The 26,794-nt window shown below is 70.3% G+C and carries 23 protein-coding genes; 16 read left to right on the top strand and 7 right to left on the bottom strand.

The window, feature by feature from the left end; genetic code table 11:
- Window positions 1-171 precede the first annotated feature (171 nt).
- The 11 genes from ACIGQF_RS27235 (at window position 172) to ACIGQF_RS27185 (ending at window position 14,032) form a co-directional block, all read left to right on the top strand.
- Entirely contained in the window at window positions 172-1,113 is a 942-nt protein-coding gene (locus ACIGQF_RS27235; protein WP_399715742.1) for a carbohydrate ABC transporter permease, read from the top strand.
- 19 nt (window positions 1,114-1,132) lie between these two features.
- Window positions 1,133-2,038, top strand: coding sequence for a carbohydrate ABC transporter permease (locus tag ACIGQF_RS27230; RefSeq protein WP_399715193.1), 906 nt, complete (start codon window positions 1,133-1,135; stop codon window positions 2,036-2,038).
- Window positions 2,039-2,107: 69 nt separating this feature from the next.
- A complete protein-coding gene (locus ACIGQF_RS27225; RefSeq protein ID WP_399715190.1) occupies window positions 2,108-3,358 on the top strand; it encodes an extracellular solute-binding protein in 1,251 nt (416 codons plus the stop codon).
- Between the two features lie 33 nt (window positions 3,359-3,391).
- Window positions 3,392-4,336: a carbohydrate ABC transporter permease gene (locus ACIGQF_RS27220; protein ID WP_399715187.1), complete on the top strand. Its 945-nt coding sequence runs from the start codon at window positions 3,392-3,394 to the stop codon at window positions 4,334-4,336.
- Entirely contained in the window at window positions 4,336-5,199 is an 864-nt protein-coding gene (locus tag ACIGQF_RS27215; RefSeq protein ID WP_399715184.1) for a carbohydrate ABC transporter permease, read from the top strand. Before ACIGQF_RS27220 ends, ACIGQF_RS27215 begins: the two co-directional genes overlap by 1 nt.
- 252 nt (window positions 5,200-5,451) lie before the next feature.
- Window positions 5,452-6,651 carry an ROK family protein gene (locus ACIGQF_RS27210; RefSeq protein ID WP_399715182.1) on the top strand — a complete coding sequence of 400 codons (1,200 nt, stop codon included), beginning with the start codon at window positions 5,452-5,454 and terminating at the stop codon, window positions 6,649-6,651.
- A gap of 171 nt (window positions 6,652-6,822) precedes the next feature.
- A complete protein-coding gene (locus ACIGQF_RS27205; RefSeq protein WP_399715179.1) occupies window positions 6,823-7,914 on the top strand; it encodes a substrate-binding domain-containing protein in 1,092 nt (363 codons plus the stop codon).
- Between the two features lie 83 nt (window positions 7,915-7,997).
- Window positions 7,998-8,801 carry an ATP-binding cassette domain-containing protein gene (locus tag ACIGQF_RS27200; protein ID WP_399715176.1) on the top strand — a complete coding sequence of 268 codons (804 nt, stop codon included), beginning with the start codon at window positions 7,998-8,000 and terminating at the stop codon, window positions 8,799-8,801.
- Window positions 8,798-10,108, top strand: coding sequence for a sugar ABC transporter permease (locus ACIGQF_RS27195; protein ID WP_399715174.1), 1,311 nt, complete (start codon window positions 8,798-8,800; stop codon window positions 10,106-10,108). The genes ACIGQF_RS27200 and ACIGQF_RS27195 overlap by 4 nt, the downstream gene beginning before the upstream one ends.
- Window positions 10,109-10,402: 294 nt before the next feature.
- Window positions 10,403-12,352 (top strand): 1-deoxy-D-xylulose-5-phosphate synthase, encoded by a 1,950-nt coding sequence (gene dxs / locus ACIGQF_RS27190; protein WP_399715171.1) that lies wholly within the window; start codon window positions 10,403-10,405, stop codon window positions 12,350-12,352.
- Between the two features lie 174 nt (window positions 12,353-12,526).
- The gene (locus ACIGQF_RS27185) at window positions 12,527-14,032 is read left to right on the top strand and encodes an amino acid permease (RefSeq protein WP_399715169.1); all 1,506 of its coding nucleotides are present in this window, start codon (window positions 12,527-12,529) and stop codon (window positions 14,030-14,032) included.
- A 7-nt stretch (window positions 14,033-14,039) separates the two neighbouring features.
- Here the strand turns inward: ACIGQF_RS27185 and ACIGQF_RS27180 are convergent, their stop codons facing one another.
- On the bottom strand, window positions 14,040-14,453 hold the full coding sequence (locus tag ACIGQF_RS27180) for an NTP pyrophosphohydrolase (protein WP_399715167.1): 414 nt from the start codon (window positions 14,451-14,453) through the stop codon (window positions 14,040-14,042).
- Window positions 14,454-14,553: 100 nt separating this feature from the next.
- On the opposite strand from ACIGQF_RS27180, the gene ACIGQF_RS27175 reads away from it, so the two are divergent.
- Complete coding sequence (locus ACIGQF_RS27175) at window positions 14,554-15,303, top strand: Clp protease N-terminal domain-containing protein (RefSeq protein WP_399715164.1); 750 nt, start codon at window positions 14,554-14,556, stop codon at window positions 15,301-15,303.
- Window positions 15,304-15,376: 73 nt separating this feature from the next.
- Window positions 15,377-15,973 carry an NUDIX domain-containing protein gene (locus tag ACIGQF_RS27170; protein ID WP_399715162.1) on the top strand — a complete coding sequence of 199 codons (597 nt, stop codon included), beginning with the start codon at window positions 15,377-15,379 and terminating at the stop codon, window positions 15,971-15,973.
- A 54-nt stretch (window positions 15,974-16,027) separates the two neighbouring features.
- On the opposite strand, the gene ACIGQF_RS27165 is transcribed toward ACIGQF_RS27170, so the two are convergent.
- Both ACIGQF_RS27165 and ACIGQF_RS27160 read right to left on the bottom strand, forming a co-directional pair.
- Complete coding sequence (locus ACIGQF_RS27165) at window positions 16,028-18,157, bottom strand: 3-hydroxyacyl-CoA dehydrogenase NAD-binding domain-containing protein (RefSeq protein ID WP_399715160.1); 2,130 nt, start codon at window positions 18,155-18,157, stop codon at window positions 16,028-16,030.
- The gene (locus tag ACIGQF_RS27160) at window positions 18,154-19,371 is read right to left on the bottom strand and encodes a thiolase family protein (protein ID WP_399715158.1); all 1,218 of its coding nucleotides are present in this window, start codon (window positions 19,369-19,371) and stop codon (window positions 18,154-18,156) included. The genes ACIGQF_RS27165 and ACIGQF_RS27160 overlap by 4 nt, the downstream gene beginning before the upstream one ends.
- 239 nt (window positions 19,372-19,610) lie before the next feature.
- Between ACIGQF_RS27160 and ACIGQF_RS27155 the strand changes: the two genes are divergently transcribed.
- Window positions 19,611-20,309 (top strand): PepSY domain-containing protein, encoded by a 699-nt coding sequence (locus ACIGQF_RS27155; protein ID WP_399715155.1) that lies wholly within the window; start codon window positions 19,611-19,613, stop codon window positions 20,307-20,309.
- A gap of 158 nt (window positions 20,310-20,467) precedes the next feature.
- Here ACIGQF_RS27155 and ACIGQF_RS27150 read toward each other — a convergent pair whose 3' ends face one another.
- The 3 genes from ACIGQF_RS27150 to ACIGQF_RS27140 all read right to left on the bottom strand — a co-directional run bounded on the left by ACIGQF_RS27150 (window position 20,468) and on the right by ACIGQF_RS27140 (window position 23,418).
- Window positions 20,468-21,736 (bottom strand): HRDC domain-containing protein, encoded by a 1,269-nt coding sequence (locus tag ACIGQF_RS27150; RefSeq protein ID WP_399715153.1) that lies wholly within the window; start codon window positions 21,734-21,736, stop codon window positions 20,468-20,470.
- A 132-nt stretch (window positions 21,737-21,868) separates the two neighbouring features.
- Window positions 21,869-22,531 carry a response regulator transcription factor gene (locus ACIGQF_RS27145; RefSeq protein ID WP_030261220.1) on the bottom strand — a complete coding sequence of 221 codons (663 nt, stop codon included), beginning with the start codon at window positions 22,529-22,531 and terminating at the stop codon, window positions 21,869-21,871.
- 239 nt (window positions 22,532-22,770) lie between these two features.
- Window positions 22,771-23,418 carry a DUF3000 domain-containing protein gene (locus tag ACIGQF_RS27140; protein ID WP_399715150.1) on the bottom strand — a complete coding sequence of 216 codons (648 nt, stop codon included), beginning with the start codon at window positions 23,416-23,418 and terminating at the stop codon, window positions 22,771-22,773.
- Window positions 23,419-23,577: 159 nt separating this feature from the next.
- On the opposite strand from ACIGQF_RS27140, the gene hemE reads away from it, so the two are divergent.
- Window positions 23,578-24,642 (top strand): uroporphyrinogen decarboxylase, encoded by a 1,065-nt coding sequence (gene hemE / locus ACIGQF_RS27135; protein ID WP_399715147.1) that lies wholly within the window; start codon window positions 23,578-23,580, stop codon window positions 24,640-24,642.
- Between the two features lie 89 nt (window positions 24,643-24,731).
- On the opposite strand, the gene ACIGQF_RS27130 is transcribed toward hemE, so the two are convergent.
- Complete coding sequence (locus ACIGQF_RS27130) at window positions 24,732-26,114, bottom strand: FAD-dependent oxidoreductase (RefSeq protein ID WP_399715144.1); 1,383 nt, start codon at window positions 26,112-26,114, stop codon at window positions 24,732-24,734.
- Between the two features lie 202 nt (window positions 26,115-26,316).
- Between ACIGQF_RS27130 and ACIGQF_RS27125 the strand changes: the two genes are divergently transcribed.
- Window positions 26,317-26,649, top strand: coding sequence for a hypothetical protein (locus tag ACIGQF_RS27125; protein WP_399715141.1), 333 nt, complete (start codon window positions 26,317-26,319; stop codon window positions 26,647-26,649).
- Window positions 26,650-26,794: the final 145 nt, after the last annotated feature.

Genomic DNA, 26,794 nt, shown 5'->3' with positions numbered 1-26,794 from the left:
CACGACACAGCACGGCACGGACCAGTACGGAGCACGGGTACCACGGATCTGAAGCGGGGCGGCGTGATCGCACATGCACGGGTGGACAAGTCTCCGCCCTCCAGTACGAGTGACCACCGGACGCACGACGTCGCCGCACCGGGGCGGCTCGCCTTTCTCGCGGCGGTCTTCCTGCCGCCCCGGTTCACGCCCCAGAGCGTGCGGAACGACCGGAGATACCGCACGCTCGACAAGTACCGCTTCATCGCCGGCTTCCTGGTCCTGCCACTCGTCTTCTACGCGATATTCGTCGTCTCGCCCTTCATCCAGGCGATCTACTACTCGTTCACCGACTGGTCCGGCGGCCCGGTGGCGAACTTCATCGGGCTCGGCAACTTCGAGAAGATGTGGCACGACGAGCGGTTCTGGGACTCGCTGACGACCAGCCTCTCGCTGCTCGTCATCGCCCCGCTCATCACCCTCGTCCTCGGCATGTTCTTCGCCTACATGCTCACGGCGGGCGGCCGGCACCGCAGGGGACAGGCCGTCGCGGGCGTCGCGGGATCCGCCTTCTACAAGGTCGTCTACTTCTTCCCGCAGGTCCTCTCCGTCGCGATCATCGCCGTCGTCTGGGGGCGGGTCTTCAGCACCAACAGCGGACTGCTCAACGGCGCGCTGAAGGGCGCGGGCGTGACCGGCCCCGCCTGGCTGGGCGGGAACCACACCCTCGCCCTCGTCGCGGTGCTCACCGTGCTGTCCTGGAGCTTCGTCGGCTTCTACGTCGTGCTGTTCTCCGCGGCGATGGGCGCGATCCCCAAGGACATCTACGAAGCCGCGCTGCTGGACGGCGCGGGCCGGTCCCGGACCTTCTTCCACGTCACGCTCCCGCTGATCTACGACACGGTGCGGACCAGCTGGATCTACATGGGCATCCAGGCCCTCGACTCGTTCGCCATCGTCCTCGTCATGGTGCCGGGGAACGCCCTGAAGGTGACCCCGGTCTTCCTCTACGAGCGTTTCCGCGACGGCCAGTTCGGCTATGCCACCTCCATCGGTGTCGTGCTCCTCGTCCTCAGCGTGGTGTTCTCCCTGATCATCATGAGGCTCGGGAACCGCGACCGGATCGAATACTGACCGCGGGAGCCATACCGCCATGACGACCACAACCGGAACCGCGGAGCAGTCGCGGGAGGTCTCCTCCCGGCGCACCCCCGGCCGCGGCCGTTCCTCCGAGAGCGCCACCCTCAACGTCTTCTCGCACGCCTTCCTCATCCTCTGGGTGGTGATGGCGGCGGGCCCGCTGATCTGGGTCGCGGTGACGTCGTTCCGCACCTCGGGCGACATCCTCAGCGACCCGATGGGCATTCCCCTGTCGCTGCACTGGGAGAACTTCTCGCACGCCTGGGCAGAGGCGAACATCGGCCGGTACGCCCTGAACTCCCTGCTGATCCTCGCGGGTTCGCTCACCGGCACCATGCTGCTCGGCTCGATGGCCGCCTACGTGATCGCCCGATTCGCCTTCCCCGGCAATCGCGTCATCTTCCTGCTGTTCGCGGGCGGCATGATGTTCCCGGTCATCCTCGCCCTCGTCCCGCTGTACGCCGTGATGGAGAACTTCGGCCTCCTCGACACCCGGCCGGGCCTGATCATCGCGTACATCGCCTATTCGCTGCCCTTCACCGTCTTCTTCCTGACCTCCTTCTTCCGCACCCTCCCGACCGGGGTGCAGGAGGCGGCGATGGTGGACGGCGCCTCGCACACCCGCACGTTCTTCCAGATCATGCTGCCGATGGCCAAGCCGGGCCTGGTGAGCATCGGCATCTTCAACTTCCTCGGCCAGTGGAATCAGTACCTGCTGCCGCTGCTGCTCAACAACGAGAGCGAGGGCAGCTATGTGCTGCCGCAGGGACTCGCGTCGCTCGCGATCTCGCAGGGCAGCCACGGCGACTGGGGAGCGCTCTACGCCGGCCTGACGATCGCGATGCTCCCGGTGCTCGTCGTGTACGTGGTCTTCCAGCGGCAGGTACAGGCGGGGCTGACAGCCGGCGCCCTGAAGTGAGCTCGTACCACGTCTTTTCCGGGCCTTTACCGGTATGAATGTCGAAGGGTTGAACACATGAGGAATCGGATGATCGCCACAGGTGCGGCGATGTGTGCCATGTCCTTGGCGCTCGCCGCCTGCGGCGGTGGGGGAGACAGCGGCGACGGCAAGACCATCAAGCTGGTCGCCGCCGATTACGGGGACAAGGCGTCCAATGCGTCCAAGGTCTACTGGGCGGATGTGAAGAAGGAATTCGAGAAGGCGAACAAGGGCTACAAGGTCGATGTCCAGGTGGTCAACTGGAACGAGATCGACAAGACCGTGAAGAACATGATCCAGGCGGGCAACGAGCCCGACCTGCTGCAGACCGGCGGCTATGCCGACAAGGTCGCGGACGATCTGCTCTACAAGGCGGACGAGGTGCTGTCGCCGAAGACCCGCGCCAATCTCATTCCGACCTTCGCCAAGGCCGGCGAGGTCAAGGGCACGCAGTACGGCATTCCGTGGGTCTCCTCCAGCCGCGTGCTGTTCTACAACAAGGACGTCCTGAAGAAGGCGGGGGTGAAGACGCCGCCGAAGACCTGGGACGAACTCGCCGACGCCGCGAAGAAGATAAAGTCCTCGAAAGCCGCGGAGACCCCCTATGCGCTGCCCCTCGGCCCCGAAGAGGCCCAGGGCGAGACGATGATGTGGGAACTGGGCAACGGCGGCGGATACACCGACGCGAGCGGCAAGTACACCATCGACAGCCCGAAGAACGTAGAGACGTTCGGCTGGCTGAAGTCCAAGCTGGTCGACCCCGGCCTGACCTATGCCAACCCGGCGTCCACCGACCGCAAGACGGCCTTCGCCGATTTCGCGGCCGGCAAGGTCGGCATGCTCAACGGCCACCCGAGCCTCATCCAGATGGCGAAGGAGGGCAAGGTCGACTACGGCGTCGTGCCCATTCCGGGCAAGAACGGTCCGCTGGACAGCACCCTCGGCGTGGCCGACTGGATGATGGCATTCAAGGACGGCGGCGCCGACAAGGAAGGCGTGAAGAAGTTCCTGGACTTCACGTACTCCAAGAAGATGCTCCAGTTCGACGAGATGTACAACCTCATGCCGGTCACCCAGGACGTGCTCAAGGAGATGCAGAGCAACGGCAAGCACAAGGACCTGGAGCCGTTCTTCGAGGTGCTGCCGAAGGCGAAGTTCTACCCGCTGGGCGACACCTCCTGGGACGTCATCTCGGCCGAGATCAAGAAGACCGGCGGCAAGGCGGTCACCGACAGCCCGAAGCAGGTCCTCGGCGACCTCCAGAAGAAGGCCGAATCGGCGGCGGCCGACGCCAAGTAACGGGCATCGCCCCCCTTTTCGCAAGGAGCTTCCGTGTCACTGAAGGCCCCACCGTCCCCGGCCGCCGGCCGGGGACGGGCCGGGCGCGTGTCCGGGCCGCCGCGCCGCCGCGGCGGCCTCGCCAGGCTCGGCCCGCTGCCCTGGACAGCGCCCGTCATCCTGCTGATTCTCGCCGTCGTCGTCTGGCCGGTCGTCGAGCTGATCCGCACCTCGTTCCTGAACATCTCCATCGCCGGAAAGGTGCGCGGCGGCGCGGGGACGGACAAGTTCGCGAAGCTCTTCGCGGAGAGCGACTTCGGCGCGGTGCTGCTGTGGACGGCGGTGTGGACCGTCGTCGTCGTGGCGGTCACCATGCTGCTCTCGCTGGCCCTCGCCCAGCTGTTCAACCAGAACTTCCCCGGCCGCCGCATCACGCGCTGGGCGCTCATCGCCCCCTGGGCGGCATCCGTGCTGATGACCGCGGTCGGCTTCAAATGGATGCTCAATCAGACGGCCGGCGTGCTCAACACGCTGATGCTGGACCTCGGCCTCATCGACAGCTCCCGGGACTGGCTCGGCTCCCCGGGCACCGCCTGGCCGTGGATGATGGCCGTCGCGGTGTTCGTCTCCCTGCCCTTCACCACGTACACCCTCCTCGCCGGGCTGCAGACCATCCCGCGGGACGTCTACGAGGCGTCGCGGATCGACGGGGCGGGAACCTGGCAGACGTACCGGCGGATCACCCTGCCGCTGCTGCGGCCGGCGTTCCTCGTCGGCGTGGTCATCAACCTCATCAACGTCTTCAACTCCTTCCCCATCATCTGGGCCATGACGCAGGGCGGCCCGGGCTATGACACCTCCACGACCATGGTGTTCATGTACAAGCTGAAGGAGACCGACATCGGCGAGTCCGCGGCCATGTCGGTGGTCAACTTCGCGATGGTCGTGGTGCTCGTGCTGATCTTCCTGAAGGTCAGCCGGTGGAACGAGGAGGACTGATGGCCACCGCGACGGCGGCCCGCCCCACGGCCCCCGCGCCCCGGCGTACGTTCCGGCCGCGCACCCTCGTCATCGCGGTCTGCGCCTGGGCGCTGGCCGCGGTCTTCCTCGCCCCGTACCTGGAGATGATCGTCACCGCGCTGCGCCCCAAGAGCGAGCTGCGGGACCGTACGTACCTCCCACAGCACTTCGAGTGGGCGAACTTCGTCGAGGTCTGGAAGGAGTCGACGCTCGGGCAGAACCTCCAGGTCAGCCTGGTCGTCGCGGGCGGCGCCACGCTGCTCGTGCTGCTGGTCTCGCTGCCCGCCGCCTACTACACGGCGCGGATGCGCTACCGGGGCCGCAAGCTGTTCCTGCTGCTCGTCCTGGTCACTCAGATGTTCCAGCCCACGGCGCTGCTCGTCGGCCTGTACCGGGAGTTCCACCAGCTGGACATGCTGAACTCCGTCTGGACGCTGATCCTCGCCAACGCGGCGTTCAACCTCGCGTTCGCGGTGTGGATCCTGACGGCCTACATCGGCTCGATCCCGCCCGAGCTGGAGGAGGCCGCCATGGTGGACGGCACCAGCCGCTTCGGCGCCATGATGAAGGTGACGCTGCCGCTGGCCCTGCCGGGCGTCGTCACCACGGTCATCTTCACGTTCATCTCGGCGTGGAACGAGTTCGTCATGGGCCTCACCCTCACCACCGAGCCGGACAAACAGCCGCTGACGGTCGGCATCAACAACTTCATCGGCGCCTACACGGTCGAATGGAACTACCTCTTCGCCGCGTCCGTGGTGGCGATCGTGCCGGTCGTCGTGCTGTTCGCCTTCATCGAGAGGCATGTGGTCTCGGGCCTGACGGCGGGTTCGGTGAAGTGAAGCGGCCGGCCGCCGGGCCGGATCCCCAGGGGCCTTCCGCCGCCGGAGGACGGAAGGCCCCGAGCCGTGTCCACGTGAGGCATCGGCCGTCGTGCGTGGATATCCGCCCTCCTGCGGTCGAGGACTTGACGGGAGCGGACCCGGGCGGCTCGACTTAGATTCACATGTTGGAGACAAGCCGGGCCTCATGGATGCGGCCCGGCCGGCGGGCGGTCGTCGTGCCGCCCGCGGCAGGCGGGAGTGGATGAGTCGATGGAGACTCCGGGGTCGCAGTCCTCGCTGCACCGGGCCAATCTTGAGCGGGTCGTGCGCGCCGTTCGGATGGCGGGATCGCTCACCCAGGCGGAGATCGCCCGGACCACGGGACTGTCGGCGGCCACGGTCTCCAACATCGTGCGGGAGCTGAAGGACGGCGGGACCGTCGAGGTCACCCCCACCTCGGCCGGCGGCCGCCGGGCCCGCAGCGTCTCGCTCTCCGGCGACGCCGGCGTCGTGGTCGGCGTCGACTTCGGCCACAGCCACCTGCGGGTCGCGGTCGGCAACCTCGCGCACCAGGTACTCGCCGAGGAGTCCGAGCCGATCGACGTGGACGCCTCCGCCGCCGAGGGCTTCGACCGGGCCGAGCAGCTGGTCAGCCGGCTGGTGGAGACGACCGGCATCGACCGGTCCAAGGTCGTCGGGGTCGGCCTCGGCGTACCGGGCCCGATCGACGTGGTGTCCGGCACGCTCGGCTCGACGGCGATCCTGCCGGGCTGGACGGGCACGAACCCGGGGGAGGAGCTGTCGGCCCGGCTGGGCGTGCCCGTGCACGTCGACAACGACGCCAACCTCGGCGCGCTCGGCGAGCTGGTGTGGGGCGCGGGCCGGGGCGCGGTGGACCTCGCGTACATCAAGGTGGCCAGCGGCGTCGGCGCCGGGCTGGTGATCAGCGGGCAGATCTACCGCGGCCCCGGCGGCACGGCGGGCGAGATCGGGCACATCACGCTGGACGAGTCGGGCCCGGTGTGCCGCTGCGGCAACCGCGGCTGCCTGGAGACCTTCACCGCGGCCCGGTACGTCCTCCCGCTGCTCCAGCCGGGGCACGGCCCGGATCTGACCATGCCGGGCGTCGTCCAGCTGGCCCGGGACGGCGACCCGGGCTGCCGCCGGGTGATCGCGGACGTCGGCCGGCACATCGGCAGCGGCGTGGCGAACCTGTGCAACCTGCTGAACCCCAGCCGGGTGGTGCTCGGCGGGGACCTGGCGGAGGCCGGTGAGCTGGTGCTGGCGCCGATCCGGGAGTCGGTCTCGCGGTACGCCATTCCCAGCGCGGCGCGGCAGCTGAGTGTCGTACCGGGCACGCTGGGCGGCCGGGCCGAGGTGCTGGGCGCGCTGGCGCTGGTGCTCAGCGAGATGGGGGACTCCACGCTGCTGGACGGTTCCCTGAGCCCGGACACTGCCGCCATTGCCTGAAGCGAGCGGGGCGCCCCAGCACTGCTGGAGCGCACTCTGAGTTCAGACACCTAACGGATGGCACCGTTGTCATCTCGTTAAGGATTTACTCCTTGACGCCCTGCGAGCGGCCGAGTTGACTCCAAGCACCTCGGCCGCAAGGGCGCGGCCATGTCAGGGAGGGCCATCCCCATGAACGCATTTGTGCGTCGCGTCGTCATAGCCACCACCGCGGTCTCCATGGCCGCGACCGTGGCCGCCTGCGGCAAGGCCGGCGGTGGCAGTGACGGCGGCGGTGACAACAAGACCATCGGCCTGTTGCTGCCGGAGAACAAGACCACGCGTTACGAAACGTTCGACCGCCCCTTGATGGAAGCGAAGATCAAGGAGCTGTGCTCGGACTGCGTGGTGAAGTACAACAACGCCGCGCAGGAGACCGAGACCCAGAAGAAGCAGTTCGACGCGCTGATCACGCAGGGCGTCAAGGTCATCATCCTGGACGCGGTCGACTACAAGGCCACCAAGTCCTGGGTGAACCAGGCCGCCAAGAAGGGCGTGAAGGTCGTCGCGTACGACCGACTCGCCGAGGGCGACATTTCGGCATACGTCTCCTACGACAACGAGAAGATCGGTCGTCTGCAGGGCGAGGGCCTGGTCAAGGCCCTGGGGAGTGACGCCAAGGATGCCAACGTTGTCATGATCAACGGGTCGCCGACCGACCCGAACGCCCCGTTCTTCAAGAAGGGCGCGCACTCGGTCCTGGACAAGCAGGTCAAGAAGATCGCCTACGAGCAGGACATCCCGGACTGGTCGACCGACGAGGCCAACAAGAAGATGAACTCGGCGATCGACGCGCTCGGCAAGGACGGCATCCAGGGCGTCTACTCCGCCAACGACGGCATGGCCGGCGGCATCCTCACCGCCCTGAAGCAGCGCAACATCGACGTCCCGGTCGGCGGCCAGGACGCCGAGCTGGCCGGTCTGCAGCGGATCCTGAAGGGCGACCAGGCCTTCACCATCTACAAGCAGATCAAGCCGCAGGCCGAGACCACCGCCGAGGTCGCCGTCAAGCTCCTCAAGGGCGAGAAGATCGACTCCGTCGCCCCCGACGAGGTCGACAGCCTCAGTGGCGAGGTCAAGGGCATCCCGGCGAAGCTCTACGACGCGCAGATCGTGACCAAGGACGACATCAAGGACACGATCATCAAGGACAAGGTCTACAAGGCCGGCCAGCTCTGCACGGCGGACTACAAGAAGGCCTGCGAGGAAGCCGGCATCAAGTAACCCCCTCGGCGGCCCGCGCCCCGAGCGGCGCGGGCCCCGGCAGCCTCGTACGCACCATTCCCGCCCGACAGGCGGCGAAGGAGATGATTCACGTGTCCGCTGCGCCCGTGCTGGCGTTGCGCTCGGTCTCCAAGCGGTTCGGCGCCGTCCAGGCGCTCACGGACGTCACGCTGGAGATCGAACCCGGTGAGGTGGTCGCCCTGGTCGGCGACAACGGTGCCGGCAAGTCGACCCTCGTCAAGACCATCGCGGGGGTCCACCCCATCGACGAGGGCGTCATCGAGTGGGAGGGGCGTCCGGTCCGCATCAACCGGCCGCACGACGCCCAGGAGCTCGGCGTCGCCACCGTCTACCAGGACCTCGCGCTCTGCGACAACCTCGATGTGGTCGCCAACCTCTTCCTCGGCAGCGAGCTGCGCCGCGCCTCCGTCCTGGACGAGATCGCCATGGAGAAGCGCGCCAAGGAGCTGCTGGACACCCTGTCCATCCGCATCCCCAGCGTCCGCATCCCCGTCGCGGCGCTCTCCGGCGGTCAGCGCCAGGTCGTCGCCATCGCCCGCGCGCTGATCGGCGACCCCAAGGTCGTCATCCTCGACGAGCCGACCGCGGCGCTCGGCGTCGAGCAGACCGCGCAGGTGCTCGACCTCGTCGAGCGGCTCCGCGAGCGCGGCCACGGAGTGATCCTGATCAGCCACAACATGGCCGACGTGCAGGCCGTGGCGGACCGGGTCGCGGTGCTGCGCCTCGGCCGCAACAACGGTGTCTTCTCCGTGGCGGACACCTCCCACGAAGAGATCATCGCCGCGATCACCGGCGCCTCGGACAACGCCGTCACCCGCCGCAAGGCCCGTACGGACCAGGTCAAGAAGGAGCAGGGCGCGTCATGAGCAGCGACCTCACCAAGAGCGCGGCAGGCGCCCCGGCGGAGCAGCCGGCAGAGCCGGTGGAGCAGGGCGCCGTCCCGGCCGCCGCCGTCGACCCCCGCCTGCTCGTCCGCGAGCAGGGCTTCAAGGGGTACTGGACCGACTTCACCCGGCGGATGCGCGGCGGCGAGCTGGGCTCGCTCCCGGTCGTCCTCGGCCTGATCGTCATCGCGGTCATCTTCCAGCTGCAGACCAGCAGCTTCCTCTCCGCCGGCTCCCTCGCGAACATCGGCGTCTACACCTCCGGCCTGGGCATCATGGCCGTCGGCATCGTCTTCGTGCTGCTGCTGGGCGAGATCGACCTCTCGGTCGGCTCGGTGGCCGGCGTGGGCGCAGCGGCCTGGGCCGTGCTCAGCGTCACCAACGGTCTGAACGACTGGCTGTCCGTACTGATCGCCATCGGCTGCGGTCTGCTCATCGGCGCGCTGCACGGCTTCTTCTTCGCCAAGATCGGCGTGCCCGCCTTCGTGGTCACCCTGGCCGGCTTCCTCGGCTGGAGCGGCCTGCAGATCTGGATGATGGGCAAGGAAGGCTCCATCAACACGCCGGACGACAGCGTGGTCGCCTACCTCACCGGCTACTACTTCGAGGACAAGGCCGCGGCGTACGGCCTGGCGCTGATCGCCGTCCTGGCGTACGCGGGCTCGCTGCTGCTGGACACCAAGCGGCGCAAGGCCGCGGGGCTGCCCTCGCGGCCGCTGAGCGAGGTGGGGCTGCGGACCGCCGTGGTCGCGGTGATCGCCTTCGCCGTCGCGTACGTGCTGAACGAGCCGGCGGGCGCGCGCGGCCTGCCGCTGGCCCTCGTGCTCTTCCTGGCCGTCCTGGTGATCGCGGACTTCGTGGTCCGCCGGACGAGCTACGGCCGGCAGATCTTCGCGGTCGGCGGCAACGCGGAGGCCGCCCGCCGGGCCGGCATCAACGTCGACAAGGTCCGGATCACGGTCTTCGCGATCTCCGGGATGCTCGCCGCGTTCGGCGGTCTCTTCATCGCCAGCCTCTCCGGCGGTGCCACGAAGAACCTCGGCGCGGGCAACACCCTGATGAATGTGATCGCCGCCGCGGTCATCGGCGGCACCAGCCTCTTCGGCGGCCGCGGCAAGATCTGGTCGGCGCTGCTGGGCATGCTGGTCATCCAGTCCATCCAGCAGGGCCTGAACCTGCTGGGCATGGCCAGCGAGATCCAGTTCATGATCACGGGTGCGGTGCTGCTGGCCGCCGTCGTCATCGACTCGGTCTCCCGCCGGACCCAGAAGACGGCCGGCCGCACGTAACAGCTCTGCCACGGATCCGGACACGTGCGGCCCGCCGCAGGGCCCGCCGCCGCCCATTCCGTCCGACCCCGTACGGGCCCTGCCAGGCGCGATGCCTTCGGCAGGGCCCGCCCGTCTCCCGCCACCGCCCCGAGGGGAGGCGCTGCGCGCCGTAGCATCCATTTGCGTGACATAGATCGCACAGCCCGGGCGCCGGTGTCCGAGGCGGAACATTAGACTCGACTGATCGGCAAGCTCGATCAAGCTCGAACCGGCGACCAGGTTCGAACAACGCTCGAACGCAAGGAGGCACGGGTGGCTCTGCTTACCCGTATCAAGGAACCGCGTGACCTGGACCGGCTCGGCCCGGAGCAGCTGGACCAGCTGGCGGCGGAGATCCGCACGTTCCTGGTCGACGCGGTCTCCAAGACCGGCGGACACCTCGGCCCGAACCTCGGCGTGGTCGAGCTGACCATCGCCCTGCACCGCGTCTTCGAGTCGCCCAAGGACAAGGTCCTCTTCGACACCGGCCACCAGTCGTACGTCCACAAGCTCCTCACGGGGCGTCAGGACTTCGCCAAGCTGCGGGCCAAGGGCGGCCTGTCCGGTTACCCCTCGCGCGCCGAGTCCGACCACGACGTCATCGAGAACAGCCACGCCTCCACGGTGCTCGGCTGGGCCGACGGGCTGGCCAAGGCGAGCCAGGTCCGCGGTACGGACGACCACGTCGTCGCGGTGATCGGCGACGGCGCGCTGACCGGCGGCATGGCCTGGGAGGCGCTGAACAACATCGCCGTCGCCAAGGACCGCCCGCTGGTCATCGTCGTCAACGACAACGAGCGTTCGTACGCGCCGACCATCGGCGGCCTCGCCAACCACCTCGCCACCCTGCGTACGACCGACGGCTACGAGCGGTTCCTCGCCCGCGGCAAGGACCTCCTGGAGCGCACGCCGGTCGTCGGCAAGCCGCTGTACGAGACCCTGCACGGCGCGAAGAAGGGGCTGAAGGACTTCATCGCCCCGCAGGGCATGTTCGAGGACCTGGGCCTGAAGTACGTCGGCCCGATCGACGGCCACGACATCGAGGCGCTGGAGTCCGCGCTGCAGCGCGCCAAGCGCTTCGGCGGCCCGGTCATCGTGCACTGCCTCACCGAGAAGGGCCGCGGCTACGAGCCCGCCGAGCAGGACGAGGCCGACCGCTTCCACGGCATCGGCGTGATCCACCCGGACACCGGCCTCCCGGTCTCCGCCTCCGGCGCCGACTGGACCTCCGTGTTCGGCGAGGAGATGGTCAAGCTCGGCCGGGAGCGCGAGGACATCGTCGCGATCACCGCCGCGATGCTCCAGCCCGTCGGCCTGAAGAAGTTCGCCCAGGCCTTCCCCGACCGCATCTACGACGTGGGCATCGCCGAGCAGCACGGCGCGGTCTCCGCCGCCGGCCTGGCCACGGGTGGCCTGCACCCGGTCTTCGCGCTGTACGCGACCTTCCTGAACCGCGCCTTCGACCAGATCCTGATGGACGTGGCGCTGCACAAGTGCGGGGTCACCTTCGTCCTGGACCGCTCCGGCGTCACCGGCACCGACGGTGCCTCGCACAACGGCATGTGGGACATGTCGATCCTCCAGGTCGTCCCGGGCCTGCGGATCGCCGCGCCGCGCGACGCCGACCAGGTACGCGCCCAGCTGCGCGAGGCCGTCGACGTCGACGACGCGCCGACCGTGGTGCGCTACTCCAAGGGCGCGGTCGGCCCGGCCGTCGAGGCCGTGGAGCGGGTCGGCGGCATGGACGTGCTGCGCAAGGCGCCCGAGGGCGTGGACCGGCCGGACGTGCTGCTGGTCTCCGTCGGCGCGCTCGCCCCGATGTGCCTGGAGATCGCCGACCTGCTCGACAAGCAGGGCATCTCCGCCACCGTCGTCGACCCGCGCTGGGTCAAGCCGGTCGACGCGGCCCTGCCGGGCCTGGCCGCCCGGCACCGCGTCGTGGTCACCGTCGAGGACAACATCCGCACCGGCGGCGTCGGCTCCGCGGTCGCGCAGGCGCTGCGGGACGCGGGCGTGGACGTGCCGCTGCGCGACTTCGGCATCCCCGAGCGCTTCCTCGACCACGCCTCCCGCAAGGAGATCATGGCCGAGATCGGACTCACCGCGCCGGACATCGCGCGCCAGGTCACCGGCCTGGTCGCGAAGATCGACGGTCGTTACGACGACGCGGCGGACTCCGGGAACGAGCGGGCCGCCGAGCCGGCCCGGGCGGCCCGGGACTGACCCGAATACGCGGCCCAGGGGCCGGCGCTCACTCCACCGGGTGAGCGCCGGCCCCTCCGCATATCGAGTGATCTCGGGCCCGTCCGCGCAAGCCGTGAATGAGCCTTCTCCGGCGATTGATGAAACTCGGTCAGTTGGGGATTCATGCACGGTCGCCCAGGCGGAGGTTCGCTCATGAGCAGTTCGTTGCCCGAGCCGGAGGGCCGCCGGCGCGGCCTCTTCCGGACCAAGACGGTCGAGGAGTCGATCCGCGACACCGAGGAGCCGGAGCACGCGCTCAGGAAGTCGCTGTCCGCACTGGACCTCACGGTCTTCGGCGTCGGCGTGATCATCGGTACCGGCATCTTCGTCCTCACCGGCAAGATCGCCAAGGAGTCGGCGGGGCCCTCGGTCGCCCTCGCCTTCGTCGTCGCCGGTGCGGTCTGCGCGCTGGCCGCCCTCTGCTACGCCGAGTTCGCCTCCACCGTCCCGGTGGCCGGCTCCGCGTACACGTTCTCCTATGCCTCGCTGGGCGAGTTCCCCGCCTGGATCATCGGCTGGGACCTGGTGCTGGAGCTGGCGCTGGCCTGTGCCGTGGTGTCCGTCGGCTGGTCCGGCTACATCCGCTCGCTGCTGGACACCGCGGGGTTCCACCTGCCGCAGAGCCTCTCCGGGACGCATGAGGGGCAGGTCGGGTTCGACCTGCTGGCCTGCCTCCTCGTCCTGGTCCTGACGGTCATTCTCGTCGCGGGCATGAAGCTGTCCTCGCGGGTGACCGCGGTGGTCGTCGGCGTCAAGGTCACCGTCGTGCTGCTCGTCATCATCGTCGGCGCGTTCTTCATCAACGGCGCCAACTACGATCCGTTCGTTCCGGAGGCCGTGCCCAGTGAGGGTGGCGGCGGCTGGCAGGCCCCGCTGGTCCAGCTGATGTTCGGCTTCACCCCGGCGAGCTTCGGCGTGATGGGCATCTTCGCGGCCGCCGCCGTGGTGTTCTTCGCCTTCATCGGCTTCGACATCGTCGCCACCGCGGCGGAGGAGGCCCGCAATCCGCAGCGCGACGTACCGCGCGGCATCCTCGGCTCACTGCTCATCTGCACGGTGCTCTACGTCGCGGTGTCCATCGTCGTCACCGGCATGCGGAAGTACAGCCGGCTGTCCACGGACGCGCCGCTGGCCGACGCCTTCAAGGACGTCGGGCACCCGTTCTGGGCGGGGCTGATCAGCTTCGGCGCCGCGGTCGGCCTCACCTCGGTCTGCATGATCCTGCTGCTGGGCCAGAGCCGGGTGTTCTTCGCGATGAGCCGCGACGGACTGCTGCCCCGGGTGTTCTCCACGGTCCACCCCCGCTTCGGCACGCCCTACCGGTCCACGATCGCGCTCGGCGTGGTGGTCGCGGTGGTGGCGGGGTTCACGTCCATCGACGTCCTGGCGGAACTGGTCAACATCGGCACCCTGTTCGCGTTCGTCGTGGTCGCGCTGGGCGTGATCATCCTGCGCCGCACCCGGCCCGACCTGCCGCGTTCCTTCCGTACCCCGCTGGTGCCGCTGGTGCCGGTCCTGTCGGTGCTGGCGTCCCTGTGGCTGATGATCAATCTGACCGCCGAGACCTGGATGCGGTTCGCTGCCTGGATGGTTCTCGGGCTCGTCTTCTACTTCGTGTACGGGCGGTCGCACAGCCGGATGGGCCGTCGGGAGCGCTGACGCCCCCTCAGCGGCCGTGCGCCCGGCCGCCTCCGGTGCCGGCCGGGCGCACGGAACGCGGCCCCGCCACCCGGGCGCCCAGCGCCTCGACACGGGCGCGCAGGCCCCGGTCGGCGGTCACGACCACGCAGGGCCGGCCGGCGGGCAGGGCGGCGACCAGCTCCACGATGCGGTCGTCGCCGCTGCCGTCGGCGGACTCCACCCGTACCCCGTCGACGCTCGCCACGCCGCGGGCCGCGCCCTCCACGACGAGCACCAGCTCCACGGGCGGGTCGGCGATACCGGGCACGCCCGTCCCGTCGTACGCCACGAGTCCGTCGCGCAGCCGCTCGGCCGCGCCCCGCCGGTCGTGCCACCAGCCGTCGGGCACCGAGCCGACGACGTTGGCGCCGTCGACGATGAGGGTGGTTGTCGCTGTCATGGGTTCATCGTGGCACCGATGGGACGCCGCGGGCTCACGGTGCCCCAGAATCGACAACCTGGGGTTGACGACAGCTGGCGCGTCAACCTAAAGTTGACGCATGGCAGATTCCGTGGAACCCGTACGCAACACGCATCCGGTACGCCTCGACGACCTGATCGAGGCCATCAAGAAGGTCCACACCGACGCGCTGGACCAGCTGACCGACGCGGTCCTCGCCGCCGACCACCTCGGCGACGTGGCCGACCACCTGATCGGGCACTTCGTGGACCAGGCCCGCCGCTCGGGCGCCTCCTGGACGGACATCGGCAAGAGCATGGGCGTCACCAAGCAGGCCGCCCAGAAGCGCTTCGTCCCGAAGGGCCCCGCGACCTCCGCCCTCGACCCGAACGAGGGCTTCGGGCGCTACACACCGCGCGCCCGCAACGTCGTCGTCAGCGCCCAGAACGAGACCAGGGCGGGCGGCCACGCCGAGATCGGTGCCGGGCACCTGATCCTCGGCCTCCTCGCCGAGCCGGACGGGCTCGCCGCACGGGCGCTGGCCGCCCAGGGCGCCACGGCCGAGGCCGTGCGCGAGGCGGTCGCCGCCGCGCTGCCCCCCGCCGCGGAGGGCGAGTTGCCCGCTCTGATCCCCTTCGACGCGGCCGCCAAGAAGGCGCTGGAGCTCACCTTCCGCGAGGCCCTGCGGCTGGGCCACAACTACATCGGCACCGAGCACGTGCTGCTCGCCCTGCTGGAACAGGAGGACGGAGACGGCGTCCTGACCGGCCTCGGGGTCACCAAGGAAGCCACCGAGGCATGGGTGACCGACACCCTCGACGCCATCGTGGCGGACCGCGCGACCGAGTGACGGAACGTCAGGGGCGGCGGCCGCGCAGCGCCAAGCGGCTGTGAGCGGTCGCGGGCGGCAGTAGGCTGCGCCGATGCCGATATTCGGACGGTCCAGGACCCGGCGCTCGGCGCGGGTCCTGCTCATCGACGGCGACGGCCGGACACTCCTCTTCCGGTCCCAGCAGGTTCCGGGCAGGCCCGAGGAGGGGTACTGCTGGTTCACGCCCGGCGGGGGAGTGCGCCGCTGGGAGCGCACGGCGCGGGCCGCGGCCCGCGAACTCGCCGAGGAGACCGGTCTGTCGGTGCCGCACACGGCGCTGACCGGGCCGGTGGCCCGCACCTCCGGCCACGCCGACCTGGGCTGGCACTCGGGGATGTTCGAGGACGTCTTCTACGTGTACCGGGTGGCCCGGCACGACGTGGACACCGGCGGCTTCGAGGCCCACGAGCGGGCGACGATCGTGGCCCAGCCGGTGGTGGACGGCGGAGGAGCTGGCGGCGGCGACGGAGGAGGTCCATCCGTACGGCCTCGCCGGCCTCCTCGCGGACATCCTGGCGGACCGACTGCCCGCCGGGCCGGTACGGCTGCCCTGGCACCACTGAACGGCGCTCACGGCCGCCCGGAGCCCCGGGAGGCGGCGCGGCAAACCGTCGCTTCCGCACATACGGAACTGTCCCGGCACCACTGAGGGATGGTGCCGGGACAGTGACCCGTGGGGGCGGCGGGGCCGCCCGCTGGGGTGTTACGCGGGGACGCTCGCGACGCCCGGCGCGAGGAACTTCTTGCCGTTGACCCGCTCGGAGACGCCCTCACGGTCCAGGTACGGCGTGATGCCGCCCAGGTGGAAGGGCCAGCCGGCGCCGGTGATCAGGCACAGGTCGATGTCCTGCGCCTCGGCGACGACACCCTCGTCCAGCATCAGGCCGATCTCCTGTGCGACGGCGTCCAGGACGCGGTCGCGGACCTGCTGCTCGGTGAGGACCGTGTCGCCCTGCTGGAGCAGCGCGGCGACCTCCGGGTCCAGCTCGGGCGCGCCCGAGTCGTACACGTAGAAGCCGCGCTTGCCGGCGTCCACGACGGCCTTCAGGTTCGGCGAGACCGTGAAGCGCTCCGGGAAGGCGCGGTTCAGGGTCTCCGAGACGTGCAGGCCGATGGCCGGGCCGACCAGCTCCAGCAGCACCAGCGGGGACATCGGCAGGCCCAGCGGCTCGACCGCCTTCTCCGCCACGGCCACCGGGGTGCCCTCGTCGATCACGTTCTGGATCTCGCCCATGAAGCGGGTCAGGATCCGGTTCACGACGAACGCCGGGGCGTCCTTGCACAGAACGGCCGTCTTCTTCAGCGACTTGGCGACCGAGAAGGCCGTGGCCAGCGACGCGTCGTCGGTCTGCTCGCCGCGCACGATCTCCAGCAGCGGCAGGATCGCGACCGGGTTGAAGAAGTGGAAGCCCACGACCCGCTCGGGGTGCTTCAGCTTCGACGCCATCTCCGAGACGGACAGCGAGGAGGTGTTGGTCGCCAGGATGGCGTGCGCCGGAGCGACCGCCTCGACCTCGGCGAACACCTGCTGCTTGACGCCGATCTCCTCGAACACGGCCTCGATGACGAAGTCCGCGTCCGCGAAGCCGTCCGCCTTGTCCAGGACGCCGGAGACCAGGCCCTTGAGGCGGTTGGCCTTGTCCTGGTTGACGCGGCCCTTGAGCAGCAGCTTGTCGATCTCGTCGTGGACGTACTTCACGCCCTTGTCGATGCGCGCCTGGTCGATGTCGGTCAGCACGACCGGCACCTCCAGGCGGCGGGCGAAGAGCAGCGCCAGCTGGGAGGCCATCAGACCGGCGCCGACCACGCCGACCTTGGTGACCGGGCGGGCCAGGCTCTTGTCCGGGGCACCGGCCGGGCGCTTGGCGCGCTTCTGCACCAGGTTGAACGAGTAGATGCCGCTGCGCAGCTCGCCGCCCATGATCAGGTCCGCGAGGGCCTGGTCCTCGGCGTCGAAGCCCTGGCGCAGGTCGCCGTTCTTGGCCTTGGCGATGATGTCCAGCGCGCGGTAGGCGGCCGGGGCCGCGCCGTGCACCTTGCTGTCGGCGATGGCCTTGCCGCGCGCCACGGCCTGGTCCCAGGCGTCGCCGCGGTCCAGCTCCGGGCGGACGACCTCGACGTCGCCCTTGAGGACGGAGGCGGTCCACAGCAGCGACTGCTCCAGGAAGTCCGCGCCCTCGAAGATCGCGTCGGCGATCCCCAGGTCGTAGACCTGCTGGCCCTTGAGCTGCTTGTTCTGGTTGAGCGAGTTCTCGATGATCACCGAGACCGCGCGCTCGGGGCCGATGAGGTTCGGCAGCAGCACGCAGCCGCCCCAGCCGGGCACCAGGCCGAGGAAGACCTCGGGCAGCGAGAAGGCGGGGAGCGCCTTGGAGACGGTGCGGTACGAGCAGTGGAGGCCGACCTCGACGCCGCCGCCCATAGCCGCGCCGTTGTAGTACGCGAAGGTCGGCACGGCCAGCTTCGCCAGCCGCTTGAAGACGTCGTGGCCGCCCTTGCCGATGGCGAGCGCGTCCTCGTGCTTCTTCAGCAGTTCGACGCCCTTGAGGTCGGCGCCGACCGCGAAGATGAAGGGCTTGCCGGTGATGCCCACACCGACGATCGAGCCGTCCGCGGCCTCCTTCTCGACCTGGTCGATCGCCACGTTGAGGTTGGCGAGCGACTGCGGGCCGAAGGTGGTCGGCTTGGTGTGGTCCAGGCCGTTGTCCAGCGTGATGAGCGCGAAACGCCCGGCGCCGTACGGGAGGTCGAGGTGGCGTACGTGCGCCTGGGTCACGACCTCGTCGGGGAAGAGCTCGGCCGCGCCCTTCAGAAGCTCTGCGGTAGTAGTCACTTGTTCCCCTCGAAGTGCGGGTTCTCCCAGATCACGGTGCCGCCCATGCCGAAGCCGACGCACATGGTGGTGATGCCGTAGCGGACGTGCGGCTGCTCCTCGAACTGCCGTGCCAGCTGCGTCATCAGACGCACGCCGGAGGAGGCGAGGGGATGGCCGAACGCGATCGCGCCGCCGTACTGGTTGACGCGCGGGTCGTCGTCGGCGATGCCGTAGTGGTCCAGCAGCGACAGGACCTGGACGGCGAACGCCTCGTTGATCTCGAACAGGCCGATGTCGTCGATCGACAGACCGGCCTTGGCCAGCGCCTTCTCGGTCGCCGGGACCGGGCCGATGCCCATGACCTCCGGCTCCACACCGGCGAACGCGTAGTCCACCAGGCGCATCTTGACCGGCAGGTCCAGCTCGCGCGCCACGTCCTCGGCGGCGATCAGCGAGGCGGTGGCGCCGTCGTTCAGGCCCGCCGCGTTACCGGCCGTCACCCGGCCGTGCGCGCGGAACGGGGTCTTGAGGCCGGCCAGGTTCTCCAGGGTGGTGCCCGGGCGCATCGGCTCGTCGGCGGTGGCCAGACCCCAACCGGTCTCGCCCGCCTCCTCGTTCGTCCGGCGGACGGAGATCGGCACCAGGTCGGCCTGGATCTTCCCGTCCGCGTACGCCTTGGCCGCCTTCTCCTGGCTGCGCACGGCGTACTCGTCGGCGCGCTGCTTGGTGATGTGCGGCAGGCGGTCGTGCAGGTTCTCCGCGGTCATGCCCATGAACAGCGCGGACTGGTCGACCAGCTTCTCGCTGACGAACCGCGGGTTCGGGTCGACGCCCTCGCCCATGGGGTGGCGGCCCATGTGCTCGACGCCGCCCGCCACGGCGATGTCGTACGCGCCGAAGGAGACGCCGCCCGCGATGGACGTCACGGCGGTCATCGCACCGGCACACATCCGGTCGATCGAGAAGCCGGGCACGGACTGCGGCAGACCGGCCAGAATTCCGGCGGTCCGGCCCAGGGTCAGGCCCTGGTCGCCGATCTGCGTCGTCGCGGCGAGCGCGACCTCGTCGATACGGGCCGGGTCCAGGTCCGGGTTGCGGCGCAGCAGCTCCCGGATGCACTTGACGACCAGATCGTCGGCGCGGGTCTCGTGGTAGATGCCCTTCGGGCCCGCCTTGCCGAACGGGGTGCGGACGCCGTCGACGAAGACGACGTCCCTAGCGGTACGAGGCACGTTGGCTCTCCTCCAGGTGCGGGGTGGCACTGCTGCGGGGCGCGCTCATGGCGCGCTGCCCACCGTCATGCTACTTGCGGGTAACCAGCCTGCCCACCCCCCTCGGCCGGAGCGGCGAACATCACATTCCCCGGCTGTGGTCAAGGGTGACTTCCGGGGCTTCCCGCGATCCGGGTGGCTTCGGCCGGTCTTCGCTGCGTCGCGGACGTACAGGGACGTACCGGCCCTACTCTGCCCCCATGGATACGAAGCGAAGCGGAATGCTCGCGCAGCGGAACCGTACGGCGGGACTCCGCGCGGCCGGACTGGTGTGCGCCGTCGCCATGGCGGGCGCGCTGATCACCGGCTGCGGCGACGACAAGAGCAGCGGTGGGGACAGCTCCTCTTCCCCGTCGGCCTCCGGCGGCGGAAAGTCCGCGGCCGCCACCGCGTCCCCCGGCGGCAAGCTCACCGAGGACCAGGCCGAGCGCAAGGCGCTGATCCCCAAGGCCAAGATCACGTACGACAAGGCGCTGTCGGCCGCCACCGGCGCGGTCTCCGGCGCCGAGCCGGTCTCGGCCGAGCTGAAGAACGGCTCCGGCAACAAGCCGGTCTGGGAGACCACGGTCGCCAAGACCGACGGCACCAAGAGCATGGTCACGGTCGACGCGGTCTCCGGGAAGGCGGCCGAGCCCCGTACCGACAGCGACGAGGACGCCGACGACAAGAAGAAGCTCGCCGACTGGCTGAAGAAGGCCACGGTCACGCCCCAGCAGGCGGCCGAGGTGGCCACCGGCAAGAAGAAGGGCACGGTCAGCTCGATCGAGCTGGACGACAACGACCAGGGCAAGGCGATCTGGTCCGTCGACGTCGTCACCGAGAACGACTGGAACAAGACGACGTACGACATCGACGCGACCAACAAGAAGGTGCTCCGCACCCACGTCGACAAGGACTGAGGCTCCGCCGAATCAAGCCCGTCCTGGGGGCGCCTCCCGGCGGTAGCCGGGGGAGATTGAGGACAGGGCGGCCGGAGGCCGTGCTTTCTCACGACGGGGCGGGCAGTCCGCCCCGGGCCGTTGCGCATTGCACGCGGCCCGGGGCCGAACCAGGCCGCTCACTGCGAGAGCGCTCGTACCAGCAACGGTGTAACAAGCTCGACCTGCCAGGGCCGCGCCCCGTAGTCGGCCAGGGCCGCAGAAACCGCCGACTCCGTCGGCTCAGGCTCCGGCGGCTCCCAGCACACCCGCCGCACCGTGTCCGGCGTGATCAGGTTCTCCTGCGGCAGGTGCAGTTCCTCGGCAAGCGCCGTCACCGCCGTGCGGGCCGCGGAGAGCCGGGCTGCGGCCGCCGGGTCCTTGTCGGCCCAGGCGCGCGGCGGCGGGGGGCCGTTCAGCGGCTGGCCCGGCTGCGGCAGCTCGGACTCGGGCAGCGCACGCGCCCGGTCGACCGCCGCCTGCCACTGCTCCAGCTGCCGGCGGCCCATGCGGTGCCCGAAGCCGGACAGCGTGGCGAGCGCGTGCGCGTTCGGCGGGACGTTCAGCGCGGCCTCCACGATCGCCGCGTCGCTCAGCACCTTGCCCGGCGAGACGTCCCGCTTCTGCGCGACCCGGTCGCGGGCCGTCCAGAGTTCCCGTACCACTGCCATCTGCCGCCGTCGCCGCACCTTGTGCATCCCGGACGTACGGCGCCAGGGGTCCTTCCGGGGCGGCGCCGGCGGAGCGGCGGCGATGGCCGCGAACTCCTGCCGGGCCCAGTCCAGCTTCCCCTGCCGGTCCAGCTCCTCCTCCAGCGCGTCCCGCAGATCGACCAGCAGCTCCACGTCGAGCGCGGCGTACCGCAGCCAGGGCTCGGGCAGCGGGCGGGTGGACCAGTCCACCGCCGAGTGGCCCTTCTCCAGCGCGTAGCCGAGGACGTTCTCGACCATCGCGCCGAGGCCGACCCGGGCGAAGCCGGCCAGCCGGCCGGCCAGCTCGGTGTCGAAGAGCGAGGCGGGGAGCATCCCTATGTCACGGAGGCAGGGCAGATCCTGGGTCGCCGCGTGCAGGACCCACTCGGCGCCGGCGATCGCCTCGCCGAGCGCGCTCAGGTCGGGACACGCGACCGGGTCGATCAGGACGCTGCCCGCGCCCTCGCGGCGCAGCTGGACCAGGTAGGCACGCTGGCCGTAGCGGTACCCGGAGGCCCGCTCGGCGTCCACGGCGACCGGGCCACTGCCGGCCGCGAAAGCCGCGACGACCTGCGCGAGGTCCTCGTCGGTCGCGGTCACGGGCGGGATGCCCTCGCGGGGTTCGAGAAGCGGGACCGGTGCCGGCCGGGGGTCTTCCGTTGCGTCCCCGGGGGTTCGCAGTGTCGAGTCTTCTGCGGTCTTTTGGGCGTCGGTCACCAGTCAAGGGTATCGGTGTATGCACCACGTCCGTCGAGGGAACGTTCCCTCGACGGACGCTGCACCTGTGTAAAGGCGCGGTAAGGGGGGGCGGGTGAGCGGCAGGGCGGCCTCAGCGGCCGGTCCCGGTGCTCAGTGGATGATCCCGGTACGCAGTGCGACGGCGACCATGCCGGCCCGGTCGCCCGTGCCGAGCTTGCGGGCGATGCGGGCGAGGTGGCTCTTGACCGTCAGGGCCGACAGGCCCATCGAGACGCCGATGGCCTTGTTGGACTGGCCCTCGGCGACGAGTCTGAGCACCTCGACCTCGCGCCCCGAGAGCTCGCGGTAGCCGCCGGGGTGACCGGGGGCGCCGGGCGGGCGGCGGTGCATGCGGGCCGCGCCTGCGCCGATGGGCGCTGCGCCGGGCCGGCCCGGGATGCCGAGGTTGGTACGGGTGCCGGTGACGACGTAGCCCTTGACGCCGCCGGCGAGGGCGTTGCGTACCGCGCCGATGTCGTCGGCGGCGGACAGTGCCAGGCCGTTCGGCCAGCCCGCCGCCCGGGTCTCGGACAGCAGGGTGAGGCCGGAGCCGTCGGGAAGATGTACGTCGGCCACGCAGATGTCGCGCGGGTTGCCGACGCGGGGGCGGGCCTCCGCGATGGACGATGCCTCGATCACGTCGCGTACTCCGAGGGCCCACAGGTGGCGGGTCACGGTGGAGCGGACGCGCGGGTCGGCCACGACGACCATGGCCGTCGGCTTGTTCGGGCGGTAGGCGACCAGGCTGGAAGGTTGCTCGAGGAGAACAGACACCGGGCCTCCTGGGGAGTGGCGGGGACGGAAGCCGGCTTCAGGGGAGAGTGAACCGGAGTGCTTCCGTGTTTGAAGGGTCACCCACCTCTTCGGCAGTAATCCGGCCGGACTTTAGAGTTTGATCACGATTTAATTGGGACCAATTCGGGCAAATCGGATGAGTGATCGAGGGTCCGGGCAGCACGCGTACAGCCCGGAACCGACCCGCCGCGGTCCGGGCTGTGACGTGAAGAGGGAGCTCAGCGGGGCTGTGGCCCCCGTCGCTGGGGGAGCGGTACCACGCCGCCCCGGCCCGCCGGTTCGACCGGCGCCGGCGGCAGCCCGGCCACCTGGCACAGCAGGTCGCACCAGGCCGTCAGATGGACCGCCGCGTCCCGTACCCCGTGCGGCCCCTCGGCCGGCGTCCACGAGGCACGCAGCTCGATCTGGCTGTCCGGCGCCCGGTCCCCGAGCCCGCCGAAGTAGTACGAGCCCGCGCGCGTGACCGTGCCGCTCGGCGCCCCGTACGGCACGCCGCGCGCCTCCAGCGCCCCCGTCAGCCAGGACCAGCACACCTCCGGCAGCAGCGGATCGGTGGCCATCTCCGGCTCCAGCTCGGCGCGGGCCAGCGTCACCACCCGGAAGGTGCCCTGCCAGGCGTCGTGTCCGTCGGGGTCGTGGAGCAGCACGAGCCGCCCGTCGGCCAGGTCCGTTTCGCCGTCCGTGTCCCGGTCGAGGACCGTCGCCTCCAGCGCGTGCGCGAACGGCGCGAGCCGTTTCGGCGCGGGCATCGGCGCGATGTCGATCTCGGGTCGCAGCCGGGCGGCATGGAGTGCCTCGACCGCCTGACGGAAGGCGATCGGGGTCTCGTCCGCGCTGTCCGCGAGGTGTTCGTGAGCCGCTGCCATGCTGGGAAGGTTAGGCGCAATGCGGCGTTCATATGCGGAGGACACCCGGTGGGCGGGTCGCCCGTTCGGAGGTGTCTCCCCGCGCGTGCGAAGATTTGGGGCGTGAGTGCCAACGACTTCCCCCAAGCTCTCCACTCCGTTCGAGCCGGGGAGACCCCGATGACGGGCCAGCAGACCGCGTCCTTCGCCCCGGAGAGCACGCGGGAGTCCGCGTTCCTCAAGGCCTGCCGGCGCGAGCCGGTCCCGCACACGCCGGTGTGGTTCATGCGCCAGGCCGGGCGCTCACTGCCCGAGTACCGCAAGCTGCGCGAGGGCATCGCGATGCTCGACTCCTGCATGCGGCCGGACCTGGTCACCGAGATCACGCTGCAGCCGGTCCGCCGCCACAACGTGGACGCCGCGATCTACTTCAGCGACATCGTCGTCCCGCTCAAGGCCATCGGCATCGACCTGGACATCAAGCCCGGCGTCGGCCCGGTCGTCGAGCAGCCGATCCGCAGCCGCGCCGACCTGGAGCGGCTGCGCGACCTGACGCCCGAGGACGTCTCGTACGTCACCGAGGCGGTCCGCATGCTCGTCGGCGAGCTGGGCACCACCCCGCTCATCGGCTTCGCGGGCGCCCCCTTCACCCTCGCCAGCTACCTCGTCGAGGGCGGCCCGTCCCGCAATCACGAGCACACCAAGGCGCTGATGTACGGCGACCCGCAGCTCTGGGCCGATCTGCTGGACCGCCTCGCCGACATCACCGCCGCCTTCCTGAAGGTGCAGATCGAGGCCGGCGCCAGCGCCGTGCAGCTCTTCGACTCCTGGGTCGGCGCGCTCGCCCCGGCCGACTACCGCCGCTCGGTCATGCCGGCCTCCGCGAAGGTCTTCGAGGCCGTCTCGGGGTACGGCGTGCCGCGTATCCACTTCGGCGTCGGCACGGGCGAGCTGCTCGGCCTCATGGGCGAGGCCGGCGCCGACGTCGTGGGTGCCGACTGGCGGGTGCCGATGGACGAGGCCGCGCGCCGGGTCGGCCCCGGCAAGGCCCTGCAGGGCAACATCGACCCGGCCGTCCTCTTCGCCCCGCGCGAGGCGGTGGAGGCCAAGGCCCGCGAGGTGCTGGACGCCGCCGCCGGCCTGGAGGGCCACGTCTTCAACCTCGGCCACGGAGTCCTGCCGAACACCGACCCCGAGGCGCTGACCCGCCTGGTCGAGTACGTCCACGAGCAGACGGCACGCTGAGCCGGTCCGGGCGCCCGCACGCGGCGGGCGCCCCGCGGCACGGTCCGGTGGCCTGCGGCGCGCCCCGGCCCACCGCGACGCGGTCCCGGCTACTGCGGTGCCGCGTCCGCCCGTACCGCCTGTACGGCCTTCCGCGCGGCCACCAGCACCGGGTCCCACACCGGTGAGAACGGCGGTGCGTAGCCCAGGTCCAGCGCCGTCATCTGCTCGACCGTCATCTTCGCCGTCAGCGCGACCGCCGCGATGTCCACCCGCTTCGCCGCGCCCTCCCGGCCGACGATCTGCACGCCCAGCAGCCGCCCCGTCAGCCGCTCGGCGAGCATCTTCACCGTCATCGGCGCGGAGTCCGGGAAGTACCCCACCCGGCTCGTCGACTCGATGGTGACGGCCACGTACTGGAGCCCGACCGCCTGCGCGTCCTTCTCGCGCAGCCCCGTCCGCGCGATCTCCAGGTCGCAGACCTTGCTGACGGCCGTGCCGACCACGCCGGGGAAGGTGGCGTAGCCGCCGCCCACGCCCGAGCCGATGACCTGCCCGTGCTTGTTCGCGTGGGTGCCGAGCGCGATGTGCCGGGTGCGCCCGGAGACCAGGTCCAGCACCTCCACGCAGTCGCCGCCCGCCCAGATGTCCTCGTATCCGCGTACCCGCATCGCCAGGTCGGTGAGGATGCCGCCGGAGGGACCCAGCGGCAGCCCGGCCGCCTCGGCGAGCGCGGTCGCCGGCCGTACGCCGAGCCCCAGCACCACCACGTCCGCCGGGAACTCCTGCTCCGGCGTCACCACCGCGCAGGCCCGGCCGTCGTCACCGGTACGGATCTCCGTCACCTCGGCGCCGTTGACCATCTCGATGCCGAGCCCCTTCATGGCGTCGTGCACCAGACAGCCCATGTCCGGGTCCAGCGTGGACATCGGCTCCGAGCCGCGGTTGACGACGGTCACCTCGTACCCGCGCTGGATCAGGGCCTCGGCCATCTCCACGCCGATGTACCCGGCGCCCACCACGACCGCGCGCCGGCCCTCGGTACGGGAGAGCGTCTCCAGCAGCGCCTGGCCGTCGTCGAGGGTCTGCACGCCGTGCACGCCCGGCGCGTCGATGCCCGGCAGCGGCGGCCGCAGCGCAGTCGCGCCGGTCGCGATCACCAGCTTGTCGTACCCGGTCCACTCCTCCGCGCCGCTGTCGAGGTCGCGCGAGCGCACCCGCCGCTCGTCGATATCGAGCTCGGTGACCTCCGTCCGCATCCGCAGGTCGATGTCGCGGGCCCGGTGCTGCTCCGCCGTCCGCGCGATCAGCGCGTCCCGCTCGTCCACGACCCCGCCGATCCAGTACGGGATGCCGCAGGCGGAGTACGACGTGAAGTTCCCGCGCTCGAACGCGACGATCTCCAACTCGTCGGGCCTGCACAGCCTGCGGGCCTGTGACGCGGCGGACATCCCGGTCGCGTCCCCGCCGATGACCACCAGCCGTTCCGCCATGACCGGCCCCTTTCCCGTTCCACGGACTGTTCGGGCGGACCCGCCCGGTACCGCAAAGGCTACGACCTGCCGCTCCTGTCGCCGGGCGCCCGCGCCGCGTCACGCGTGTGTCACAGGGGTGTGCCCGCTGTTGGCACCGATGTCCCTGAGTTGCCACGATGTATCCGCAAACAACCGTTCAGTTCGTGGCAGGGGGAACCTGATGAAGTTCGACATGGGTTCGCAGGTGCTGTCGACGCTGCAGTCGAAGTCGCGGGGGTCGAGTGAGGACCTCGGAGGGCTGATCCGCCAGCTCGTGGATGCCGCGGCGCCGTTGGAGGGCAAGTTCAACGGCTCCGGCAAGGCGGCCTTCGACCAGTTCAAGGCCCGTTCCGACGAGATCGCGTCCTCGCTGCAGAGCTCGCTGTCGGGCATTCTCGGCGGTCAGGCCGGCATGGATTCGGCGTTCAGCTCGGGTGACCAGGAGCACGGCGACAACGCCCGCCAGCAGATGTCGTCGGCCAATTTCGACGCGGCCCGGTTCGGCGGCCGCTGATCAGTTCATCCAGCGGCCCGTGCGGTGCGGGCCGGTGCCTGACATGTGACGGGAGTGAGTGTTGATGGGTGCTGCGGGTCAGGACCGTCGTTCGTACGACACGGGTGCGTCGGCGGATGCGCAGGGCAATATCCAGACGGTGATC

The organism is Streptomyces sp. NPDC053560 (genome assembly GCF_044544605.1).
GTDB lineage: Bacteria > Actinomycetota > Actinomycetes > Streptomycetales > Streptomycetaceae > Streptomyces.
Note: the sequence above shows the minus strand (reverse complement) of the source record. Positions and strands in the feature narration are given on the sequence as shown.

What these genes read in the sequence shown, in the direction of transcription:
- ACIGQF_RS27230 (WP_399715193.1), top strand. Translation starts at nt 1,133, where the DNA reads ATGACGACCACAACCGGAACCGCGGAGCAGTCGCGGGAGGTCTCCTCC.
- ACIGQF_RS27185 (WP_399715169.1), top strand. Translation starts at nt 12,527, where the DNA reads ATGAGCAGTTCGTTGCCCGAGCCGGAGGGCCGCCGGCGCGGCCTCTTC.
- ACIGQF_RS27200 (WP_399715176.1), top strand. Translation starts at nt 7,998, where the DNA reads ATGATTCACGTGTCCGCTGCGCCCGTGCTGGCGTTGCGCTCGGTCTCC.
- ACIGQF_RS27180 (WP_399715167.1), bottom strand. Translation starts at nt 14,453, where the DNA reads ATGACAGCGACAACCACCCTCATCGTCGACGGCGCCAACGTCGTCGGC.
- ACIGQF_RS27175 (WP_399715164.1), top strand. Translation starts at nt 14,554, where the DNA reads ATGGCAGATTCCGTGGAACCCGTACGCAACACGCATCCGGTACGCCTC.
- ACIGQF_RS27125 (WP_399715141.1), top strand. Translation starts at nt 26,317, where the DNA reads ATGAAGTTCGACATGGGTTCGCAGGTGCTGTCGACGCTGCAGTCGAAG.
- ACIGQF_RS27155 (WP_399715155.1), top strand. Translation starts at nt 19,611, where the DNA reads ATGGATACGAAGCGAAGCGGAATGCTCGCGCAGCGGAACCGTACGGCG.
- ACIGQF_RS27130 (WP_399715144.1), bottom strand. Translation starts at nt 26,114, where the DNA reads ATGGCGGAACGGCTGGTGGTCATCGGCGGGGACGCGACCGGGATGTCC.
- hemE (WP_399715147.1), top strand. Translation starts at nt 23,578, where the DNA reads ATGACGGGCCAGCAGACCGCGTCCTTCGCCCCGGAGAGCACGCGGGAG.
- ACIGQF_RS27225 (WP_399715190.1), top strand. Translation starts at nt 2,108, where the DNA reads ATGATCGCCACAGGTGCGGCGATGTGTGCCATGTCCTTGGCGCTCGCC.
- ACIGQF_RS27210 (WP_399715182.1), top strand. Translation starts at nt 5,452, where the DNA reads ATGGAGACTCCGGGGTCGCAGTCCTCGCTGCACCGGGCCAATCTTGAG.
- ACIGQF_RS27195 (WP_399715174.1), top strand. Translation starts at nt 8,798, where the DNA reads ATGAGCAGCGACCTCACCAAGAGCGCGGCAGGCGCCCCGGCGGAGCAG.
- ACIGQF_RS27205 (WP_399715179.1), top strand. Translation starts at nt 6,823, where the DNA reads ATGAACGCATTTGTGCGTCGCGTCGTCATAGCCACCACCGCGGTCTCC.
- ACIGQF_RS27140 (WP_399715150.1), bottom strand. Translation starts at nt 23,418, where the DNA reads ATGGCAGCGGCTCACGAACACCTCGCGGACAGCGCGGACGAGACCCCG.
- ACIGQF_RS27170 (WP_399715162.1), top strand. Translation starts at nt 15,377, where the DNA reads ATGCCGATATTCGGACGGTCCAGGACCCGGCGCTCGGCGCGGGTCCTG.
- ACIGQF_RS27215 (WP_399715184.1), top strand. Translation starts at nt 4,336, where the DNA reads ATGGCCACCGCGACGGCGGCCCGCCCCACGGCCCCCGCGCCCCGGCGT.